Annotated in this window: 17 protein-coding genes and 1 pseudogene; 6 read left to right on the top strand and 12 right to left on the bottom strand. The window is 62.1% G+C overall.

Annotated features, from left to right (window positions below; translation table 11 throughout):
* Positions 1–5 precede the first annotated feature (5 nt).
* Positions 6–779 (bottom strand): methane monooxygenase/ammonia monooxygenase subunit C, encoded by a 774-nt coding sequence (locus AB7I51_RS01760; protein ID WP_428402749.1) that lies wholly within the window; start codon positions 777–779, stop codon positions 6–8.
* A gap of 1,045 nt (positions 780–1,824) precedes the next feature.
* On the opposite strand from AB7I51_RS01760, the gene AB7I51_RS01755 reads away from it, so the two are divergent.
* On the top strand, positions 1,825–4,674 hold the full coding sequence (locus AB7I51_RS01755) for an AMP-binding protein (protein WP_428402750.1): 2,850 nt from the start codon (positions 1,825–1,827) through the stop codon (positions 4,672–4,674).
* Between the two features lie 27 nt (positions 4,675–4,701).
* Here the strand turns inward: AB7I51_RS01755 and aroC are convergent, their stop codons facing one another.
* Positions 4,702–5,784 (bottom strand): chorismate synthase, encoded by a 1,083-nt coding sequence (gene aroC, locus AB7I51_RS01750; RefSeq protein WP_428402751.1) that lies wholly within the window; start codon positions 5,782–5,784, stop codon positions 4,702–4,704.
* 108 nt (positions 5,785–5,892) lie between these two features.
* Here aroC and polA point away from each other — a divergent pair, with 108 nt between their 5' ends.
* Positions 5,893–8,907 (top strand): DNA polymerase I, encoded by a 3,015-nt coding sequence (gene polA, locus AB7I51_RS01745; protein ID WP_428402752.1) that lies wholly within the window; start codon positions 5,893–5,895, stop codon positions 8,905–8,907.
* A gap of 170 nt (positions 8,908–9,077) precedes the next feature.
* Here polA and cysN read toward each other — a convergent pair whose 3' ends face one another.
* Genes cysN through AB7I51_RS01710 form a run of 7 tightly spaced genes read right to left on the bottom strand, consistent with a single transcriptional unit; the run spans position 9,078 to position 15,267 of the window.
* Positions 9,078–10,706, bottom strand: coding sequence for a sulfate adenylyltransferase subunit CysN (cysN, locus tag AB7I51_RS01740; RefSeq protein WP_428402753.1), 1,629 nt, complete (start codon positions 10,704–10,706; stop codon positions 9,078–9,080).
* 1 nt (position 10,707) lies between these two features.
* Positions 10,708–11,625 (bottom strand): sulfate adenylyltransferase subunit CysD, encoded by a 918-nt coding sequence (cysD, locus tag AB7I51_RS01735; protein WP_428402754.1) that lies wholly within the window; start codon positions 11,623–11,625, stop codon positions 10,708–10,710.
* Positions 11,622–12,371, bottom strand: a complete 750-nt coding sequence (locus AB7I51_RS01730; RefSeq protein ID WP_428402755.1) for a phosphoadenylyl-sulfate reductase — start codon at positions 12,369–12,371, stop codon at positions 11,622–11,624. Before AB7I51_RS01730 ends, cysD begins: the two co-directional genes overlap by 4 nt.
* The gene (locus AB7I51_RS01725; protein ID WP_428402756.1) at positions 12,368–12,874 is read right to left on the bottom strand and encodes a DUF934 domain-containing protein; all 507 of its coding nucleotides are present in this window, start codon (positions 12,872–12,874) and stop codon (positions 12,368–12,370) included. Before AB7I51_RS01725 ends, AB7I51_RS01730 begins: the two co-directional genes overlap by 4 nt.
* Complete coding sequence (locus AB7I51_RS01720) at positions 12,858–14,558, bottom strand: nitrite/sulfite reductase (RefSeq protein WP_428402827.1); 1,701 nt, start codon at positions 14,556–14,558, stop codon at positions 12,858–12,860. The genes AB7I51_RS01725 and AB7I51_RS01720 overlap by 17 nt, the downstream gene beginning before the upstream one ends.
* A 20-nt stretch (positions 14,559–14,578) precedes the next feature.
* Positions 14,579–14,896, bottom strand: coding sequence for a DUF2849 domain-containing protein (locus AB7I51_RS01715; protein ID WP_428402757.1), 318 nt, complete (start codon positions 14,894–14,896; stop codon positions 14,579–14,581).
* On the bottom strand, positions 14,896–15,267 hold the full coding sequence (locus tag AB7I51_RS01710; protein ID WP_428402758.1) for a 2Fe-2S iron-sulfur cluster-binding protein: 372 nt from the start codon (positions 15,265–15,267) through the stop codon (positions 14,896–14,898). Before AB7I51_RS01710 ends, AB7I51_RS01715 begins: the two co-directional genes overlap by 1 nt.
* A gap of 275 nt (positions 15,268–15,542) precedes the next feature.
* Here AB7I51_RS01710 and AB7I51_RS01705 point away from each other — a divergent pair, with 275 nt between their 5' ends.
* The 3 genes and pseudogenes from AB7I51_RS01705 to AB7I51_RS01695 all read left to right on the top strand — a co-directional run.
* The gene (locus AB7I51_RS01705; RefSeq protein ID WP_428402759.1) at positions 15,543–16,379 is read left to right on the top strand and encodes a hypothetical protein; all 837 of its coding nucleotides are present in this window, start codon (positions 15,543–15,545) and stop codon (positions 16,377–16,379) included.
* Between the two features lie 98 nt (positions 16,380–16,477).
* The gene (locus AB7I51_RS01700) at positions 16,478–17,527 is read left to right on the top strand and encodes an aldo/keto reductase (RefSeq protein WP_428402760.1); all 1,050 of its coding nucleotides are present in this window, start codon (positions 16,478–16,480) and stop codon (positions 17,525–17,527) included.
* Positions 17,524–17,880: pseudogene (locus tag AB7I51_RS01695) on the top strand (GNAT family N-acetyltransferase); the annotation flags it as partial. The gene AB7I51_RS01700 and the pseudogene AB7I51_RS01695, both read left to right, overlap by 4 nt.
* Before the next feature lie 133 nt (positions 17,881–18,013).
* Here the strand turns inward: AB7I51_RS01695 and AB7I51_RS01690 are convergent.
* The 3 genes from AB7I51_RS01690 to AB7I51_RS01680 all read right to left on the bottom strand — a co-directional run bounded on the left by AB7I51_RS01690 (position 18,014) and on the right by AB7I51_RS01680 (position 19,513).
* Positions 18,014–18,382, bottom strand: coding sequence for a GNAT family N-acetyltransferase (locus AB7I51_RS01690; protein WP_428402761.1), 369 nt, complete (start codon positions 18,380–18,382; stop codon positions 18,014–18,016).
* A gap of 138 nt (positions 18,383–18,520) precedes the next feature.
* On the bottom strand, positions 18,521–18,796 hold the full coding sequence (locus tag AB7I51_RS01685) for a DUF1778 domain-containing protein (RefSeq protein WP_428402762.1): 276 nt from the start codon (positions 18,794–18,796) through the stop codon (positions 18,521–18,523).
* A gap of 66 nt (positions 18,797–18,862) precedes the next feature.
* Positions 18,863–19,513, bottom strand: coding sequence for a YqgE/AlgH family protein (locus tag AB7I51_RS01680; protein WP_428402763.1), 651 nt, complete (start codon positions 19,511–19,513; stop codon positions 18,863–18,865).
* A 102-nt stretch (positions 19,514–19,615) separates the two neighbouring features.
* Here AB7I51_RS01680 and AB7I51_RS01675 point away from each other — a divergent pair, with 102 nt between their 5' ends.
* Positions 19,616–20,425, top strand: coding sequence for a protein-disulfide reductase DsbD domain-containing protein (locus AB7I51_RS01675; protein WP_428402764.1), 810 nt, complete (start codon positions 19,616–19,618; stop codon positions 20,423–20,425).
* Positions 20,426–20,438 lie beyond the last annotated feature (13 nt).

Below are 20,438 nucleotides of genomic sequence, written 5' to 3'. Positions count from 1 at the left end.
GGAACTTAGCGCTGGTACAATTTCTCCAGCGTGTCGGCGCCGAGGAGTTCGCCCATGCGGCCAAGGATCAGCAGCGCGACTCCGAATGTCGCCAGCGACATCCAGCCGAAAAAGACGAAGCCCCAATGAAGCGGGCCGGCAAAGCCTTCGTCCATCGACCAGAACGTATGGCCCCATTCATTGAATCCCACATTCGGGATGGTCATGAAGACGCCGACGACAAGCACCACGAAGGCAAGCGAATAGCCCTTGGCGAAAATCGGCAGGCGTGTCTTGGCATAGAGGAACGCGCCGAGCCCGATGATCGCGAAGAGCGGATAAGAAATATAGAAGGTGATGATATTGCTCGGCGTGAAATCCGTGTCGCGCACGGCGGTCATGTGCCAGACCGCCGTCTGCTCCGTAAAGAAGCTTAAGCCCCAATAGAGGGCGAGTGAAAAAACCACCAGCCACTGAACCAGATAAATCAGCCGGCGCATTTCGGTTGAGGCGGCGAGGCTCGCCAGATCGCGGTCGCGCGTGCGCCACAAAAAGCCGACGACGCCGACCGCGCCCAAGCATGACGCGAGAATCGCGAATTGCAGCAGGCTCATCCAATAGAACTGGTATTCCGGCGAGAATGAATCGAGGCCGACGCTCCAGGCGAAAATTTGTTCATAGAGGCGGAGGATGGCCACGAAGAGCGTCAACGCCGCAACCCCGATGAGAAGGGGCTTCATATCTAGAATTCGTTCGGCGCCCACGGCGGCGGAACGGACTTCAGCTTTTGTCGTGCTCATGATTGTCTCCAAAGGTGTGGCTGTCGGGGGCTTTGGCGCCCTCCTCAAAGGTCTGATGCGCGCGAGATCGAAAGCTGCATCGATGGCGGCGGCCGACTGGGCGGAAAGGTTTGACGACTTTCTCGCGCGCGCATCTTTCGTCCGCATCGCCGTCGAAGTGGCGGCGGAAGCGCACAGAATCATCCGCGAGAAAAACCTCAGCCTCGCTGAGGAGGAGCCCTTGGAGACTGGGGCGCGCGACTTGGTTCGATCCGCGACGCAGGAGCGAACGTCTTCAGCCGAGGCGATTCGGCTTCGGAAGGGAAAGCAACGGCGTTTGAAACGACGGGTCTTAACGGCGGCGCAGCCAACGCGCCGTCATGCAGGATGCAGCAGAACCCCTGGCAATGACGGTTGTGGTGGGGGACAAGCGGCGTCGCGCCGCCGGTCACATCGACTTGCGGCGCGCAAACTGCGCTGAAGGCGACGCCATCTCCATGCGCCGCGACTTGCGTCGCCGCGATCGTCGTCTGCATGAGAAACATGCAGGCGACGATCGCCGCGAACAAGCGCGCGCGCAGACAGATGCGCTGAAAGATTGGAGCCACCGCCGCCTCTGGGTTCCAAAGCCAATGTTAGGTTTCGATCTCTTGCGCGGTCAAGCAAACCGTTGATGCGACGCCGTGCGACGAAACGACGCTTTAAAAATTGATGCGCGACAAGAAGAAAAGCGACGCGCCTGTTTTCACATTCGGTTTCGAATTTCGCCCATGACCTGATCGCAATTTCGAAAAAAAATTCCGTTCTTCGAATGGACCGACGCGTCGAGGGGCTTCCAAAGAAAGTTAATCGCTCTCGGCGGCGCGACCTTCGAACGCGTCATCGTCATTCTCGAACAATTTGGAATCGGCTTGCCGAGACGACGCACTGTCACAAATGCTACTCTTCGCCGACGAAATGGGATGGCGACGCAGAATGCCCCTGACGGCCGGTTGGAGCTTGGAAGCGATAGGATACTGACCATGCGCCATGATCGACGCGCGGCGCGGCGTTTGAGTTGAAACCCATGGCGGAGGCGAATTCAGGCCGTGAGACCGGCTCATCGACGCCCTCTTCGAGAGACGCGCAAACGGCGACGCTCGAGATTGTGCGCGACCTCGTCATCGAGCTGCACCCTGATTTCGTCGATTCTCGACTCGTGCGGCTCGACAGCGACCTGGATCGGGATCTGGCCCTCGACAGCCTGTCGCGCGCGGAGCTGCTGCTGCGGCTTAATCGCAAATTCAAGGTGCAGCTTCCTGACAGGCTGATCGGAGAAGCCAACAGTCCCCGCGATCTCGTCAACGCGGTTCTCGCCGCCGGCGCGGCGGCTGCTCCAGCGTCGCCTCGCCCCGCGCCGCATATCATGCTTGAATCCGTGGACGAGCCGATCGAGGCCAGAACGCTGATCGATGCGCTCGCTCAACATGCCGAGCGTCACGGCGACCGCGAACATGTTTTGCTTTGGCGGGCGGAAGGCGCGCCGGACCCGTTGAGCTATCACGATCTCTATCACGCCGCGCGCGCCGCAGCCGGCGGACTTGTCGAACGCGGCGTCGGCTCCGGAGATCGCATCGCGATCATGCTGCCGACGAGCCGCGATTTCTTTGTCGCATTTTTCGCGGTTCTGTTCTGCGGCGCTGTCCCTGTGCCGATTTACCCGCCGTTTCGCCTATCGCAGATCGAGGATCATCTGCGTCGACAGGCCGGCATATTGTCGAACGCTGAAGCGAGCGCGCTCATCACCAACGCCGAGATCAGAGTCGTTGGAAAATTGCTCTATGGTCTCGTCAGCGCGCTTCAGCACATCGTCACGATTCCGGATCTAAGTTCCGCCACGCCCCTATCTGCGCCATTGCCGGCGTCGCCGGACGTTACGGCGCTCATTCAATACACTTCAGGGAGCACCGGCGATCCCAAGGGCGTCGTGCTATCCCACGCCAATCTTCTCGCCAATATTCGCGCCATGGGGGCTGTGTTGAAGGCGTCGTCGGCGGATAGAGTCGTAAGCTGGCTGCCGCTCTATCACGACATGGGGCTGATCGGTTGCTGGCTTGGTAGCCTTTACTACGGCGCGTCGGCGCTGATCATGTCGCCGCTGTCCTTTCTCGCCGATCCGGCGCGATGGCTTTGGGCGATCGACACACACAAGGCGACGATCTCGGCGGCGCCAAATTTCGCCTATGAACTGTGCCTGAAGGCGATCGACGATACGAAGATCAGCGGCCTCGATCTGTCGTCGCTGCGCGCCATCATGAACGGCGCCGAGCCGGTCAGTCCGACATCGGTCGCGCGCTTTGCTCAACGATTTGCGCCATACGGCTTTCGGCCCGAAATGTTGACTCCGGTTTACGGGCTCGCCGAAAATTCGGTGGGGCTCGCTTTCCCGCCGCTTGGCCGAGGGCCGCTCATTGATCGCGTCGATCGCAGAGCGCTTGATCGTGACGGCGTTGCGCAGATCGCTAGTCCGGACGCTAAAGGCGTCATCTCGTTGGTGGCCTGCGGACGGCCGCTGCCGCATCACGAAATCCGCGTCGTCGATGACGCCAGTCGCGAATTGCCGGAGCGACAGGAGGGACGCATTCAGTTTCGGGGACCGTCGGCGACAAGAGGCTATTTCCAGAATCCGGAAAGGACGGTCGCGCTCTTTGACGGCGATTGGCTTGAGACGGGCGACCGCGGCTATATCGCGGGCGGCGACGTCTTCATCACCGGACGCATCAAGGATTTGATCAAGCGCGCCGGACGCAACATCTATCCGCAGGAGTTGGAAGAGGCCGTAGGTTCGCTCGAAGGAACGCGAAAGGGGTGCGTCGCGGCGTTTCCCGCGATCGATGCGCGCGCCGGGACGGAAAGGCTCATTGTCCTCGCCGAAACGCGCTTGCGAGACGACGCGCGCCGAGAGTCGCTGCGCAAAATGATCGTCGACGCCTCTCAAGCCTTGCTCGATCTTGCGCCGGATGAAGTCGTTCTCGTTCCGCCGCACACCATCCCGAAGACGTCGAGCGGCAAGATAAGACGCTCGGCCGCTCGCGCCATGTTCGAAACCGGCCAGTTACGAACGAAAGGCAAGAGCGCGCAATGGCAGCTCATGCGCATTGCGCTCTCTGGCGTCGTGCCTCGGCTGCGCCGCCTCTCGTCGAATTTCGCGCTTTTAGCCTACAACGCCTACGCATGGAGCATGCTGGTTCTGATTGGAGCCCTTGTGTGGCTCTGCGTGCTGGCGACGCCTAAGCGGATATGGCGGCATCGCCTTCTCGGCGCGGCCGCTCGATTGTTTTTCCGCCTGATCGGATGCCCGCTTGCCGTCACCCGCGACGCGCCGATCCCGCAGGAACGCGTCATCTTCATCTCCAACCATTCGAGCTATCTGGACAGCGCCGTGCTGGTCGCTGTCTTGCCTGGCGAGCTTTCATTCGTTGCGAAGGAAGAGCTTGCGCGTCAGCGCATCGCAGGTCCCTTCCTGCGGCGACTGGGCGCGATTTTTGTGCGTCGGACCGATCCGGCAGGCGGCGTCGCCGACGCGCGGGCCGCCGTGCAATCTGCGCGCGCGGGCATGCGCCTGGTCTGGTTTCCGGAAGGAACCTTTTCGCGAATGCCCGGACTGCTGGGGTTCCATATCGGCGCCTTCTCGACCGCCGCGCAGTTGGGGTTTCCCGTCACGCCGATCACCATACGCGGCACGCGTTCGATCTTGCGCAGCGGTTCGTGGTTGTTCAGACGGGGCCCGATCGCCGTGCATATCGGCGCGTCCATCGAACCAAAAGGCGACGATTTTCAAGCGGCGGTCGCGTTGCGCGACGCGACGCGGCAGAAAATATTGGAGCGCTGCGGCGAACCTGACCTTGGCCATGAGCGCGTCGTCGTCGAAGGATGAGTGACGCTCAGCGTGCTGCGCGGAACGTCACCCAGCCTGCCCACGATGGCGCAAAAAATGATCCGCGAGCACGCAAGCCATCATCGCTTCGCCGACCGGAACCGCGCGAATGCCGACGCAAGGATCGTGACGGCCTTTTGTCACGATCTCGGTCTCCTTGCCGAAGCGATCGATCGTGCGGCGCGGCGTCAGAATCGACGACGTGGGTTTCACCGCGAAACGCACGACCACCGGCTGGCCGGTCGAAATGCCGCCGAGCACGCCGCCGGCGTTGTTCGACAGAAACGTCGGTCCATCTTTTCCGGCGCGCATTTCGTCGGCGTTTTCTTCGCCGGTGAGCGCGGCGGCGCCAAAGCCCGCGCCGATCTCGACGCCCTTCACGGCATTGATCGACATCATCGCCGCGGCGAGATCGGCGTCGAGCTTGCCGTAGACCGGCGCGCCCCAGCCGACCGGCACGCCCTCCGCGACGATTTCGATCACCGCGCCGATCGAGGAGCCGTCCTTGCGCACGTCATCGAGATAATCCGCCCATAATTGCGCCGTGCGCGCGTCGGGGCAAAACAGCGGATTGCGTTCAACCTCCGCCCAGTCGAAATGCGCGCGGTCGATTTGGTGCGGACCGACTTGCACCAGCGCGCCACGAATCGTCACGCCGGCGATTACCTTTCGCGCGACGGCGCCGGCGGCGACCCGCGCCGCGGTTTCACGCGCCGAGGAACGGCCGCCGCCGCGATGATCGCGCACGCCATATTTCGCGTCGTAGACATAGTCGGCGTGGCCGGGACGATATTTGTCGGCGATCTCGCCATAGTCTTTCGAGCGCTGGTCGGTATTTTCGATCATGAGCGCGATCGGCGTTCCGGTCGTCACCTGTCGGCCGTCGCCGTCGGCGAAAACGCCGGAAAGAATCTTGACCTCATCCGCTTCCCGCCGCTGCGTGGTGAAGCGCGACTGTCCCGGCTTGCGCTTGTCGAGAAAGACCTGGATGTCCTTCGCCTCGAGCGGAATTTTCGGCGGACAGCCGTCGACGATCGCGCCGAGCGCCGGCCCATGGCTCTCGCCGAAGGTGGTGACGCGGAAAAGATGGCCGAAACTATTGTGGGACATGCGGGTCTTCTAGGCCCCGCGCCGGCGCCGGTCAAACAGCGGGGGGCGGGCGCGCAAGTCCAGCGCGCGAGTCATGACGCGGCGCGCGCGCGCCGTTAAGATAGGCGCATGACCCTTTCCCATAAGCCCGTCGGCCCCGGCAGCCATGTCTTCCTCGTCGACGGCTCCTCTTTCGTCTTTCGCGCCTATTTCCAGTCGATCCGACAGGATGCGAAATATAATTATCGCTCCGACCGGCTGCCGACCGGAGCCGTGCGGCTGTTCTGCACCAAGATCTTGCAGTTCGTGCGCGAGGGCGCCGCGGGCGCAAAGCCGACGCATCTCGCGATCATCTTCGACAAGAGCGAGCATTCGTTCCGCAAGGAGATTTATCCGGACTATAAGGCGCATCGCGCCGAGCCGCCGGAAGACCTCATTCCGCAATTTCCGCTGATGCGCGCTGCGGTGCGGGCTTTCGGCCTCACCCCGATCGAACAGGACGTCTACGAGGCCGACGATCTCATCGCCACTTACGCCATGCAGGCGAAGGCCAAGGGCGCCGACGTTCTGATCGTTTCGGCCGACAAGGATCTGATGCAGCTCGTCGGGCCGGGCGTGACAATGTACGACCCGGCTTCCGGAACCGCCGGCGCGAAAGGCGCGCGTGAAGAGCGCCTGATCGGCGAAGCCGAGGTCGTCGATTATTTCGGAGTCACGCCGGACAAGGTCGTCGACGTGCAAGCGCTCGCCGGCGATTCGACCGACAATGTGCCGGGCGCGAAGGGCATCGGCATAAAGACCGCCGCACAACTCATCAACGAATATGGCGACCTCGATACGCTGCTCGCCAAGGCGTCCGGCATCAAACAGCCCAAGCGCCGCGAGGCGTTGACCGAACCCGAAGCGGTCGCGCGCATCCGTCTCTCCGAAAAGCTCGTGACGCTGGTGCGCGACGCGCCTCTTGAGACGCCGCTCGAAGATTTGGGCCTGCACGAACCGGACGCCAAGACGCTCGTCGCCTTTCTGCAGGCGATGGAGTTCACCACGATCACGCGCCGTGTCGCCGAGCTTTACGGCGTCGATATTCACGACGTTGCGCCGGACCCGAATTTCATCGGCCCCGCCGGCTGGCGCGCGCGCGACGGCGAAGTGCGCAGTGATGCGCCGGCTGCGCCGCCAGCCGCTGAACTCTCGAAGTCCGCGACGCAGACCGGCGGCCCGAACGCGCAGGAAGGCTCCACCCCCGCGGGCCTCGTCGCCGCGCGCCGCGCCGAGGCGCAAGCGACAAACATCGATCGCGCCGCTTACGAATGCGTGACCTCGCTTGAACGCCTCGATCAATGGATCGCCGATGCGACGAACGCCGGCATTGTCGCGCTCGACACCGAAACAACCTCGCTCGATCCGATGAGCTGCGACCTTGTCGGCATCTCGCTCGCCGTCGCGCCGGGGCGCGCCTGCTACATTCCGCTCGGGCATCGCGAGAATGGCTCCGGCGATCTCTTTGGCGGCGCCGAACTCCTTCCCGGCCAGATTCCGCTCGGTAAAGCGATCGAGAAACTGAAGCCTCTGTTCGAAGATTCGTCCATCCTCAAGATCGCGCACAATATGAAATATGATCTGCTCGTTCTCGCGCGTTACGGAATCGACGTGGCGCCGATCGAAGATACGATGCTGATCTCCTATGCGCTCGATTCAGGCCTCAATAATCACGGGCTCGATGAGCTGGCGCTCAAGCATCTGCGACATGAGAACATCAAATTCGCCGCGGTCGCTGGCTCGGGACGCAATTTCATCGGCTTCGCCCGCGTCGCGCTCGACAGAGCGACGGAATACGCCGCCGAAGACGCTGACGTGTCGTTACGCTTGTGGCGCGCGCTGAAGCCGCGGCTTGCCGCCGAGCATATGACCAATGTTTACGAGTCGCTGGAACGGCCGATGGTGGCGACTCTCGCCCGTATGGAACGGCGAGGCGTCAGCGTCGACCGCGCGATCCTGTCGCGCCTTTCCGGAGAATTCGCGCAGGACATGGCGCGTCTCGAAGCCGAAATCTTCGATCTCGCCGGCGAGAGCTTCAATCTCGGCTCGCCCAAACAATTGGGCGACATTCTCTTCGGCAAGATGGGACTGCCGGGCGCGAAAAAAACTGCCACCGGCGCCTGGTCGACGTCCGCGAGCGTGCTCGAGGACTTGGCCAGCGACGGCAATGATTTCGCGCGCCGCATTCTCGACTGGCGCCAGGTCTCCAAGCTCAAAAGCACCTACGCCGACGCCCTGCCGGGCTATATCAATCCCGAGACCGGGCGCGTCCACACAAGCTATGCGCTCGCCGCGACGACCACGGCGCGGCTTTCTTCATCGGAGCCGAATCTGCAGAACATTCCGGTGCGCAACGAAGCCGGCCGCAAGATTCGAAAGGCCTTTATCTCGCCGCCCGGCCGTGTGTTGATCTCGGCGGATTATTCGCAGATCGAGCTGCGGTTGCTCGCCCATATCGCCGACATTCCGCAATTGAAGAAAGCCTTCGCCGACGACCTGGACATTCACGCGATGACGGCGAGCGAAATGTTCAATGTGCCGATCAAGGACATGCCGCCTGAAACGCGCCGCCGCGCCAAGGCGATCAACTTCGGCATCATCTACGGCATTTCCGCCTTCGGACTCGCCAATCAGCTCGGCATTCCGCGCGAAGAGGCCGGCGCCTATATCAAGCGCTATTTCGAACGCTTTCCCGGCATTCGCGACTATATGGATTCGACGCGAAAAACCGTGCGCGAGAAGGGCGAAGTCTCGACGATTTTCGGCCGCGTCTATCATTTCCCGGGCATCGCCTCGGCCAACGCCTCTGACCGCGCGTTCTATGAGCGCGCCGCGATCAATGCGCCGATCCAGGGCGCCGCCGCCGACATCATTCGCCGCGCGATGGTCCGAATGGATGACGCGCTGGCGCGCGCCGGTCTATCGGCGCAGATGCTTCTGCAAGTGCATGACGAACTTGTCTTCGAAGCGCCGACGCATGAAGCCGAGGCGACGATTGAATTGGCGCGCCGCGTGATGGAGCAGGCGCCGGCGCCCGCCGTCCATCTCTCTGTGCCGCTGAAGGTCGATGCGCGCGCCGCCGCCAATTGGGACGAGGCGCACTGACGGCGCATACGATTTCCGTCTGAAGCGGTTGGGAGTCATTCTCGACGCGCGAAGCGCGATCGGGAATCCAGAGCAAAGCCAGCGCTCTCGGATCGGCCCTGTCATTCCCGGTCAGGCGTGCGGCCGGCCGGGAATGACGGGCCCAGCAAGCACATCAAACCCAGTTCTTATCACAGGCCCGGATCTTCTCCGTTGCGCGCTTCTTCCGACGCAAGTCCAAAGCTCAATCGTAACCAGAACCGCTCGTGCAGATAATACAGCGCGAAGATCGCCAGCAATTCGACGCCGGTGATTTTTGCGGCGAGCTCCATGCTTTGGACGAAGGCGTAAACGATCAGGAAGGTCGAAACGCTTGCAGGCAGCAGCCAGGAAAGCGCTTTCACCAGACTGCGCGTCGGCGTCGGTTTGAACGACTCTCGCGCCAGCGGCAGGCCTTCCATGGAAGCGTAGCTGAGCTCGGTCAGCGGCGGCGAGGCTCGGCCGTTCGACGCGGCGACCGCTTTGACCATGCCGACCGCGACCGTTTCATTGGTGACGCGATCGATGAGAATGAATCCGCCGGTTTCGCGATTTTCGACATAAGCGTCGCAGGCAATCACAGTTTCAAGTGACAGGCGCGCGTCGCCGATTTCGTTGAACGCGAGCGTCGCGCCGCTAGTGAGCTGCTGCGACTGGCCGGTTTCAATATCAATGCGCGTATCAACGACAGTCACGGCGGCAGGCGCCGTTTTAGTTCCGATCTTTAAGAGATAACTCTTGCCGGCGACAAGCGGCTCGCGCACCAGCCATAGGAGCTTGGCTTCGAGCCGATCGCCGATTTTCGCAGGCGAGACCGGCGAACATAAAAGATCGCCGCGCGAAACGTCGATCTCTTCGGCGAGCGTCAGCGTCGCCGACTGGCCGGACACGGCGCTGTCGAGGTCGCCGTCAAAGGTGACGATCCTGGCGACGCGTGTATCGCGCCCCGACGGCAGAATGCGCACGATATCGCCCGGCCGAATATTGCCGCCGCTGATGAAGCCGGAGAAGCCGCGGAAGTCGAGATTGGGGCGGTTCACCCATTGCACCGGCATGCGAAACGGCGCGATCTGCGTCGTGTCGTCCACCGCGACGCCTTCGAGATAGGAAAGAAGCGGCGGCCCGTCGTGCCAAGGCATATTGGCGCTGCGATGAACGAGATTGTCGCCATCCTTGGCGACAAGCGGCGCGACATAAATGGAGGCGAAGCGAAGCTTGTCGGCGAAGGCACGAAAATCCGACTCGATCTTGCGGAACACCTCTTCGCTGTAGCCGACGAGATCCATCTTGTTGACCGCGACAACGACATGACGCACGCCGAACATCGAGGTGATGACGCTGTGCCGGCGAGTCTGCGGCAGAATGCCCTTGCGCGCATCGACAAGCAGAATGGCAAGATCGGCGGTCGAGGCGCCGACCGCCATGTTGCGGGTATATTGCTCATGGCCGGGCGTGTCGGCGACGATGAATTTGCGCCTGTCGGTGGCGAAATAGCGATAGGCGACATCGATGGTGATGCCCTGTTCGCGCTCGGCGGCAAGACCGTCGACGAGCAGCGCGAAATCCAGCGCCTCGCCCTGCGTGCCATGCTTCTTTGAATCGCTTTCGAGCGCCGCGATAATGTCGTCGGGCGCAAGGTCGGCGTCGTAGAGCAGACGCCCGATCAGGGTCGATTTGCCATCGTCGACCGAACCGCAGGTGATGAACCGCAAAAGCGGCTTTTCCCCGGCTTGGCGCAGAAGCGCGCGCGACGGCGATGCGGCAACGACGGCGCCGTGCATCTTAGAAATACCCTTCCTGCTTCTTTTGCTCCATCGAGCTGGAGCCGTCGTGATCAATGAGCCGCCCCTGGCGCTCCGAAGAGCGGCTCTCGCGCATTTCGGTAATGATCTCGTCGAGACTGGCCGCGCCGCTTTCGATGCCGCCGGTCAACGGATAGCAGCCGAGCGTGCGAAACCGCACCATCTTATGTTCGATCGCTTCGCCGGGCGCGAGCTGCATGCGATCGTCATCGACCATGATGAGCGTGCCGCCGCGGCGCACGACCGGCCGCTCTTTGGCGAAATAGAGCGGAACGACGGGAATATTTTCGCGCGCGATATAGTCCCAGATATCCGCCTCGGTCCAATTGGACATCGGAAAAACCCGCAGACTCTCGCCGGGCGCCTTTCGCGTATTGTAAAGACGCCAGAATTCGGGCCGTTGATTCTTGGGGTCCCAGCGGTGCTGCGCGGTGCGAAAGGAAAGCACGCGCTCCTTGGCGCGCGACTTCTCTTCGTCGCGGCGCGCGCCGCCGAATGCAGCGTCGAACTTATATTTGTCGAGCGCCTGCTTCAACGCCTCGGTCTTCATGATCTCGGTATGAAGCTTCGAGCCATGAATGAAAGGGCTGATGTTCATCTCAATCCCTTTGGGATTGATGTACTCGATCAGTTCGAGGCCGAGCTCCTTCACGCGACGGTCGCGAAATTCGATCATTTCGCGAAATTTCCATGTCGTATTGACATGGAGCAACGGGAACGGCGGCTTCGACGGATAAAAGGCCTTCATGGCGATATGCAGCATCGCCGCCGAATCCTTGCCGATCGAATAGAGCATCACCGGCCGTTCGCATTCGGCGACGGTCTCGCGCATGATATGGATGCTCTCGGCTTCGAGGCGATCGAGATAGCCGAGCGGGCGCACAGCGAGCGCGGTCATTGGTTTGCCTCTTGCGGCGCGCCGCGACGCAACACGCCATCTTCGCCGATATGAAGGCCGCACTCCTTTTTGCCGTCATCTTCCCACCACCAGCGGCCGGCGCGCTCGCTCTCGCCCGGCAGCACGGCGCGCGTGCATGGCGCGCAGCCGATCGACAAAAAGCCCTTGGCGTGGAGATCGTTGATCGGCACGGAAAACTCCTCGACCGCCGCGGCGACGGCCTCTCGCGTATAGTCCGCGAGCGGATTGAGCTTGAGCAGCCGGTGCGTCTCATCAAAGGCGATGATGGGCGCGTCGGCGCGCGCCTCGGACTGATCCGCCCGAAGCCCCGTCACCCAGGCAGAAACGCCGGCAAGCAGCCGCGACAGCGGCTCCACCTTGCGCACGTGACAGCAGGCCTTGCGCGCCTCGACCGAGTTATAGAATCCGTTGATCCCCTGCTCTTCGATCAGCGCCTCGAGCGGCGCCGCCTGCGGATAGGCGGCGCGAATGCGCCGCGCATAGCGCGCTTCGGTGCGCTCCCAGAGCTCATAGGTTTCGGGAAACAGCCGGCCCGTATCGATCGTCGCGACGTCGATATCGAGTCCCTGGGTGAAGATCGAATGCGTGATGAGCTGATCCTCAATGCCGAAACTCGTGGTGAACACGATCCGGCCGGGAATAAATTCGCGCAGCAGCAGCAGACGATGATCGAGATCGAGCGGCTCCAATCGCAGCGCCAGCGTTTCAGCGATTGAAGCCTTCATGGCCGCGCCGCCCTCCGGCGCGCCTCGAGAATCGAGCCGCTTCCTGAATAGCCGCGCTGGTAGCTCATCGCATAGGCGTTGAGCGCGGCGCGCCACTGTTCTTCATCCTGGCGCTCGGCGAGATCGTCGGGAATTTCGATCGTATCGAAGCCGCAGCCAACCGCATGGGCGTATTGATCGGCGACGAGCCGCCCGCTGGCGCGAAGTTCGCCCTTAAATCCCGCGCGCCGCAGCAGGCGCGCCAAGGAGAAGCCGCGCCCGTCGGCGAAGGCGGGGAAAGAAATCGAGACGAGACCCAATCGCGGCAACGCCTCGATGAGCGCCGACGGTTCGGTCGTGTTCGGAACGATCACGCCAAGCGCCGACTCCGGGCCAAGGACGTCGATGGCGTGTTGAAGCCGGGCCAGCGACACGATGACCTTTCCCGCTTTCGGCAGCGCTTCTTCTTCAGCAAGGCGCCGCCAGCCGTCCTCGATAAAGCGGCCGTCAGATATCAGCGCCATCTTCGCCCTCCCGACGCAGAACGTCTTTGAAGCGCGCATGACCGATGCGCCGCCAGGTGTCGATGAAGGCTTCGCCTTCCTCGCGCTCGGCGAGATAGAAATCGACGAGATGCTCGATCACGTCCGGCGTCTGCTCCGCGGTCACGCCGGGTCCGAGAATTTCGCCGATCGACGCGGAAAAAGTCGGATCGCCGCCGAGCGTGATCTGGTAGGATTCCTGGCCCTTTTTTTCGAGACCAAGAATGCCGATCGCGCCGACATGGTGATGGCCACAGGCGTTGATGCAGCCGGAGATCTTGATGCCGAGCTTGCCGATGCGCCGCTGCCGCGACATGTCCGAAAAGCGTTTCGAAATCGCCTGCGCGATCGGGATCGAGCGCGCGGTCGCGAGCGAGCAGTAATCCAGACCCGGGCAGGAGATAATGTCGGAGACGAGGCCGGCGTTCGCCGTCGCCAATCCGGCGGCGTCGAGCATCCGCCACAGCGCGAAGAGATCGTCCTCCTTCACATGCGGCAGTATGATGTTCTGCTCATGGCTGACGCGCAATTCGCCGAAGCCGAAGCGTTCGCTGGCGTCGGCCAGCACGCGCATCTGATCGGACGTGGCGTCGCCGGGAACGCCGCCGATCGGCTTCAATGAAACCGTGACGATGGCGTAGCCGGGGATTTTATGCGCGGTGACATTAACGTCGACGAAATTGCCGAAAGCCGGCGTTTCCAATTTCGCGGCGCGCAGCATTTGCGAGTCGCGCGGCAACGATTCGTAAGGCGGCGGCGCGAAGAAGCCGGCGACGCGCTCGAACTCAGCCGGATCGTGGAAAAATACCGAGCGGTCCATCGCGGCGAATTCTTCTTCGACCGCCGCGCGGATGTCGTCGATGCCCTTCTCGTGGACGAGAATTTTGATTCGCGCCTTATATTTGTTGTCGCGCCGGCCAAAGCGATTGTAGACGCGCATGATCGCTTCGACAAAGGCGAGCAAATCTTCACGCGGCACGAAGTCGCTGACGATTTTACCGACAAAGGGAGAACGGCCGAGACCGCCGCCGACGACGACCTGATAGCCGATCTCGCCCTCATCGTTCCTGACGATCCGCAGACCGATATCGTGCACCATGATCGCGGCGCGGTCATGCTCGGCGCCAGTCACCGCGATCTTGAATTTGCGCGGCAGAAACGAAAACTCAGGATGCAGGCTCGACCATTGGCGAAGAAACTCCGCGGTCGGACGCGGATCTTCGATTTCGTCCGGCGCGACGCCGGCGAAATGATCCGCCGTCACATTGCGGATGCAGTTGCCGGAAGTCTGAATGGCGTGCATGTCGACGTCGGCGAGCGCTTCGAGAATGTCCGGCGTATCGACGAGCTTCGGCCAATTGTACTGAAGATTCTGGCGCGTGGTGAAATGGCCGTAGCCCTTGTCCCATTTGTCGGCGATCTCGGCGAGCCGGCGCATCTGGCGCGCGGTCAGCGTCCCATAGGGAATGGCGACGCGCAGCATATAGGCGTGAAGCTGGAGATAGAGTCCGTTCATCAGCCGGAACGGACGGAACTCCTCTTCGGTCAGCGCGCCGGAAAGCCTGCGGCGCACCTGTTCGCGAAACTCGGCCACGCGTTCGCGCACGAAGGCGGCGTCATATTCATCGTAGCGATAGGTCGTCGTCGGCGCATTGGCCCGACGCATCGCTTCGGGATCGTGAGCGGTCACGGCGCGCCTCCCGCCGCCTGCTTGCCGAGATCGAGGCGAACACTCGGCCCCTTCAAGCGCATTTTCTCGCGATAATGCATGGGCGTGGGCGCGCCGTCGCCGCCGATCTCGACGTCGGCGAGATAGACGTCAACCACGCGATTGGCCGAAATGTCGCGCTTGCCAGAGGCTTCGAGCGCCGCCGCCTCTTCGGCGCTCCGTGCGACGCGGGCGCGGCGATGGTCGCGCTCCCAGCCCGATGCGCCGAGAAACACCACTTCGCCATCGGTCAGATTCGAGGCGATCAGAATCTGCGGATGTTTGAACTGGGCCATCACGTTTCCTGCGCCAGCTTTAGTCGAAGCCCGCTCATGTCATCCGACCAGATAATCTGGCAGGACAGCCGCGAATGTTCATAAAGCATCGGCAATTCATCGAGCTTTTCGATTTCCTCGTCGCTCGGCGGCGGCACCCGCCGCGCCGACTCCGCGTCGAGGACGACATGGCATTCCGCACATGCAAGAGCGCCGCCGCAGGTGTTGTCCATGCCGACGCCATGGTCGCGCAAAATCTCCATCAGCCGCCAACCCTCGACCGCCTCCAGCTCATGGACCGCGCCGTGACGGTCCTCCACATGAAGGGTCGGAAGAGTTTGCTGGGGCAAGTGCGCGGGCCGATGCGCTGCCATGTTCTCGATGTTGCTCATGTTTTTGACGCGCCGACTGGTCCGCTCCGGCGCGCCGGAGCGGACGTTCTGTATTTCGAACGCATAAACCTCCAAACCGCGCGAATGTCAATTCACGATCTAATCATGGAACTTTGAACATAATAACAAATTTTATTTGTTGTTATGTTCTGTCACATTTGCAGCGCCATCCGCGGTTAGCTCAATCGGGGCTGACAAGCGCCCAAAAACCATGTTTGGTGCGCTCTTGTCCCCCATGAACAGCGGCGCCAGCGCGAGACCCGAGAGGAGCACTCATGGCTAAGAAGCCGGTCAAAACCACCAGGGCGGCGCCAGCCAAACGGATGCCTGAAAGCCGGGCTCGAACGGCTGAGGCCAAGGTTTCCGCCTCAAGCGCCGCCGTTCGTCCGGCGGTCATTGTCGTCGGCGCGGACAAGGGCGGCGTCGGCAAGACGACGATCGCAAGAGCGATCCTCGATTTTCTATCGCTCAATAATATCCATGCGCGCGCCTTCGATACCGAGACGCCGCGCGGGACGCTTCATCGCTTCCACCCCGAGGAGACGATGATCGTCGATCTGACCGAGCCTGCCGATCAGATGAAAATCATCGACACGCTGAATACCTCGCAAGCCAAGATCAGCGTCATCGACGTGCGCGCCGGCGGCCTCAGTCCCGCGCTCCGAGCGCTCGACGAGATCGGCTTCTTCGATGCGGTGAAGGGCGGCGAATTCCGGTTCGTCTTGCTGCATGTGATCGGCCCCTCCATCTCGTCGCTGGAGGAGATCGCCGAGATCGCGCCCTATGTCGCGGGCGCCAATTATTTCATGGTGAAGAACCACGTCAACGACACGACCTTCTTCGAGTGGGATCCGCAAACCCACGCGAAATATTTTGAAGATGTCGTCACTTCGGGCGAGATCACGATCCCCAAACTCAGCGAACTCGCCTATGAGCAGGTCGAACTTTCCGGCGCGCCCTTCTCAACATTCATCGCCAATCTGGACGCACAGGGCCAGCCGGCCGAACATTCCTTTGTACTGCGCGGCTATGTGCGGACCTGGCTGGCGCGCGTCGCCGATGAATTTGAAAGAGTTGGCCTTCTCGAACTTGTCAACGAAAAGAGACAATAGGCGTCGCGGGCGCGTCATTCTGCGCGACTGGCCAAAATCGTCGACGTTTGGCGTCGCTTCGACGAGCGCCCGTTCGCGGCCTCGCTAGGGATCGCATCGTGGAATATCGCAAACTCGGAAACACCGACTTTTCGGTCTCCGCAATCTGTCTCGGCTCGATGATGTGGGGAGAGCAGAACAGCGAGGCGGAAGGCCATGCGCAATTGGACTATGCGTTCGATCGCGGCGTCAATTTCATCGATACGGCGGAAATCTATTCCATTCCGCCGCGGCCAGAGACTCAAGGGTCGACCGAGCGCATCATCGGAAGCTGGCTTGCCGCGCGCAAGAACCGCGACAAGGTCGTCATCGCCACCAAGGTCGCCGGGCGCGGCGACGCCAATTGGCTGCGTCCCGGAGGCGCCGGAACCGTTCTCGACGCCAAGAACATCGACCATGCGATCGAGGGCTCGCTCAAACGGCTGCAAACCGACTATGTCGATCTTTACCAATTGCATTGGCCGGATCGCTCATTGCCGCTTTGGGGCGCTGGCGGAACGACCTACCGACGGCCGACAAAGCGAGAAGAAATTCCGATCGAAGAAACGCTCGAAGCGCTGACGCGGCTCGTCAGCGCCGGCAAGGTTCGCCATATCGGCCTGTCCAATGAAACCCCGTGGGGCGTCGCGCGTTTCCTGCGCGCCGCCGAACTCGGACATGGCCCGCGCGTCGTTTCGATTCAAAACGCCTACAATCTTGTTAATCGCACCTTCGAAATGGGCCTTGCCGAATTCGCCGAGCGCGATCGCGTCGGATTGCTCGCCTATTCGCCGCTCGCGCAAGGCTATCTCACCGGCAAATATCAAGGCGGGGCGCGGCCGCCCGGCGCGCGCACCACGCTCTTCGAGCGCGCGCAACGCTATGAGAAGCCGGAAGTCGAACAGGCGATCGACGCCTATCTGGCGCTGGCGCGTGACATCGGCGCCGATCCGGCGCAGCTCGCCATCGCCTTCGTCACGTCGCGGCCCTTCGTCACCTCAAATATCATTGGCGCAACGACGATGGCGCAGCTCGAAACCGACCTCGCCTCGATCGAGTTCACAAACACGCGGGAAATCGAGCGGCGCATCGACGCCATCCATCATTTGCACAGCAACCCGGCGCCATGACCGGAAGCGCAATTCTTCGCGAAGAAACCGCCGAAGATTATCCGGCCATAGGCGAGCTGCTCACTGCGGCCTTCCAACGATCGGGTGAGGCCAAACTCGTCGAGGCGCTGCGCAAGGAAGGCGATTTGGTCCTCGGTTGCGTCGCCGCCATCGACGGGCTCATCGTCGGATATGCCGCTTTGTCGAGCATGAAAGCTCCCTTCCCGGCGCTTGGGCTCGGTCCAGTCGCCGTCGCTGCAGCCTATCGCAGAAGAGGCGTCGCCAGCGCTCTCCTGCGCTGGACCATGGCGCGTGCGCAGAACGACAAGTGGGGCGCGATTTTTGTATTAGGCGACGGCGCCTTTTATGGCCGTTTCGGGTTTCGGCCTGAGCTTGCGGCAGGCTTCGGCTCGCCCTATTCGGGGCCGCATTTCATGGCGCTGGCGCTCAACGACTCGCTTCCAGCAAGGGAAGGATCGGTAGACTATGCGCCGGCCTTCAGTCGGCTCACGAGCGAAACGCCTTCCGTAAATCGACCATGCGCACAAACATCGCGCGGCGGGGATCGAACGGCAAATCCTGAAAGCCCCGTCGCGCATAGAAGCTGCGCACCTCCTCATCGAGGGGATGGGTAACAACGCCAACGCTGCCAACAGCATCGGCGGCGTGAATGGCTGTCTTAAGGGCAAACTGAAGCAAGGAAACGGCGTGGCCTTGCTTTTGAAAGACCTTATCCACCGCAAGCTGACCGAGCAGCGTCGCCGGCAAAGGATCCGGCTGGTTGCGCTGTTGCGGTTTGGGAAGGAAGCCGCGTTCGATCTGCGCGGCGCTGAGCGTGACATAGCCGACGATACGGCCTGAGGCCGAGTCGATCATGACATTGACGCGGGAAGCGCCGCTCAGATGATTGAGCCAGGCATGGCGCCGGAACCAGCCGTTGAGCGACTCCCGCCCGCAGTCAAATAATTCGCGATGATCGCACTCAAGGAGCGGGCGCGGCGGACGAACCGCCACCTATTGCTCCCAGGACGGCCGACGTTTGGCGAGTTCCGCAAGCGCAGGAATCGCTTTGGCGGGCTTGTGCAGCCATGCCTCGAACGCCGCCCAATTTTCCGCTGGAATAGTGACGACGCTGCGGTTGAGCACTTCGGCTTCGGCGGACTCTACCGCCTTGCGGCGCACGAAATCGCTCAACGTCGTGTGTGCTTGAGCCGCCGCCGCTTCGAGGATGGCGCGTTCATCGGAATTGACCCGAACGCTCAAAACCGTTGTCTGGGACGCGCTGCTCATGCGTATGACAATGACATACAGGAGGGCTTTGTTCAATCCTCGAGGCGGCTGTCGATCGCCTGAAACTCAGGCGTGTCCGGCGTTTGAAGACAGCCGTTCGGGATCGACGCCGATCGAACGCAAAGCGCGCGCATATTTCGTATCGAGGTCGCGATCGAACAGCAAAGCAGGATCGGAGGGACAATTCAGCCAGCCGTTGCGCTGAATCTCTTCTTCAAGCTGGCCCGCGTCCCAGCCCGCATAGCCGAGCGCAAGCAGCGCCCGGTCGGGGCCCTCTCCCGCCGCGATGGCGCGCAGAATGTCGATGGTCGCGGTGAGCGACACGCCGTCGTCGATCGGCAGCGTCGAATTATCGAGGAAGAAATCCGGCGAATGCAGCACGAAGCCGCGGTCGGTCTGCACCGGCCCGCCGGAGAGCACCTGGATGTCTTCGGCGCGGCTTGGCAGGCTGATGCGCTCTTGAGGCGCGATCACCTGAAGCTGCACCAGGAGATCGGGGAAATTGCGCACGCGTGCCGGCTGGTTGACCACGATGCCCATCGCGCCGTCCTCGGAATGGGCGCAGAGATAAATCACCGACCGCGCGAAGCGCTGATCCAGCATGCTCGGCATTGCGATCAGCAGTTGGCCGTCAAGGAAGCGATGCTCAGCGGCATGTCCGCTGCGGCGTTCGCTCACCCTGGCCGCGAAATCTTGCTTCTTGCCAGCTGGCCTCATAGGGTCATGCTACGCTCGCCGCGCTTCAAGAACAAGCGGCGCAAGTGACGTACAAGCGACGTAACTGACTGCCTTGACTGAAAGACGGGCCGCCGCAGACCTATGACGCGTTACAATTTCCTGATACTCGCGCAACTCGCCGCAACGCTCGCGCAGGGCGTGTTGAATGGGACGCTCGCCAAGAACGCGAATTTCGCTTCCGCGGCCGTCAAAAGCGCGGCGTCCAGCGCTCGGCTTCTGTCGGCCGGACCTCCGCAGAGCGGCGCTTACCGCGCCGCCGTCGAGATCGCGCTCGATCCGGAGACGATCACCTACTGGCGTCAGCCCGGCGAAGCCGGCTCCGCGCCCGCGTTCGACTTTTCGAAATCCGTCAATGTCGCCAAGGTCGAACCGTCATATCCGGTTCCCAAACATATCGACGAGGCGGGAACCGTCGTCGCCGGCTATGAGTCCCGCGTCCTTCTCCCCCTGAAAGTGACGCCGCGCGATCCCAACGCGCCGGTGACGCTAAATCTCGTGCTGGATTACGTGTCATGCGGCAAAATCTGCCTGCCCGCGCGCGCCGATCTGTCGCTGGAGCTGCCCCGCGAGGGCGCCTCGCCGCATGCGGCGGCGATCGCTGAAAGCGAACGGCTTGTGCCGAAAAAACTCACCGCGGAGGAAGCGAAAAAACGCTTTGCGCTGTCGCGCGGCGGCGCGGATGGGTCTTGGCGGCTTCGCTACCTCGGACCCGGCAAGGCGAAGGACCTCTTCGCGGAAGCCAAAGAGCCATTCTTCATCGAGAGCGCGCGCGCAGGAGATGACTTTGAGCTTAAGCTTTTTTCCGGCGACGCTCCCGCCAAAGCCGCCGACGCCACGCTGACGATTGTCACCGACGGCGGCGCTTTCGAGGCGCCGGCGCGGCTCGAGTGAACGCGCGCTTCGC

The organism is Methylocystis sp., from assembly GCF_050246715.1.
GTDB lineage: Bacteria > Pseudomonadota > Alphaproteobacteria > Rhizobiales > Beijerinckiaceae > Methylocystis.
This window is presented reverse-complemented; position numbering and strand designations above follow the sequence as displayed.

What these genes read in the sequence shown, in the direction of transcription:
- AB7I51_RS01760 (WP_428402749.1), bottom strand. Translation starts at nt 779, where the DNA reads ATGAGCACGACAAAAGCTGAAGTCCGTTCCGCCGCCGTGGGCGCCGAA.
- AB7I51_RS01755 (WP_428402750.1), top strand. Translation starts at nt 1,825, where the DNA reads ATGGCGGAGGCGAATTCAGGCCGTGAGACCGGCTCATCGACGCCCTCT.
- aroC (WP_428402751.1), bottom strand. Translation starts at nt 5,784, where the DNA reads ATGTCCCACAATAGTTTCGGCCATCTTTTCCGCGTCACCACCTTCGGC.
- polA (WP_428402752.1), top strand. Translation starts at nt 5,893, where the DNA reads ATGACCCTTTCCCATAAGCCCGTCGGCCCCGGCAGCCATGTCTTCCTC.
- cysN (WP_428402753.1), bottom strand. Translation starts at nt 10,706, where the DNA reads ATGCACGGCGCCGTCGTTGCCGCATCGCCGTCGCGCGCGCTTCTGCGC.
- cysD (WP_428402754.1), bottom strand. Translation starts at nt 11,625, where the DNA reads ATGACCGCGCTCGCTGTGCGCCCGCTCGGCTATCTCGATCGCCTCGAA.
- AB7I51_RS01730 (WP_428402755.1), bottom strand. Translation starts at nt 12,371, where the DNA reads ATGAAGGCTTCAATCGCTGAAACGCTGGCGCTGCGATTGGAGCCGCTC.
- AB7I51_RS01725 (WP_428402756.1), bottom strand. Translation starts at nt 12,874, where the DNA reads ATGGCGCTGATATCTGACGGCCGCTTTATCGAGGACGGCTGGCGGCGC.
- AB7I51_RS01720 (WP_428402827.1), bottom strand. Translation starts at nt 14,558, where the DNA reads ATGCGTCGGGCCAATGCGCCGACGACGACCTATCGCTACGATGAATAT.
- AB7I51_RS01715 (WP_428402757.1), bottom strand. Translation starts at nt 14,896, where the DNA reads ATGGCCCAGTTCAAACATCCGCAGATTCTGATCGCCTCGAATCTGACC.
- AB7I51_RS01710 (WP_428402758.1), bottom strand. Translation starts at nt 15,267, where the DNA reads ATGAGCAACATCGAGAACATGGCAGCGCATCGGCCCGCGCACTTGCCC.
- AB7I51_RS01705 (WP_428402759.1), top strand. Translation starts at nt 15,543, where the DNA reads ATGGCTAAGAAGCCGGTCAAAACCACCAGGGCGGCGCCAGCCAAACGG.
- AB7I51_RS01690 (WP_428402761.1), bottom strand. Translation starts at nt 18,382, where the DNA reads ATGATCGACTCGGCCTCAGGCCGTATCGTCGGCTATGTCACGCTCAGC.
- AB7I51_RS01685 (WP_428402762.1), bottom strand. Translation starts at nt 18,796, where the DNA reads ATGAGCAGCGCGTCCCAGACAACGGTTTTGAGCGTTCGGGTCAATTCC.
- AB7I51_RS01680 (WP_428402763.1), bottom strand. Translation starts at nt 19,513, where the DNA reads ATGAGGCCAGCTGGCAAGAAGCAAGATTTCGCGGCCAGGGTGAGCGAA.
- AB7I51_RS01675 (WP_428402764.1), top strand. Translation starts at nt 19,616, where the DNA reads ATGACGCGTTACAATTTCCTGATACTCGCGCAACTCGCCGCAACGCTC.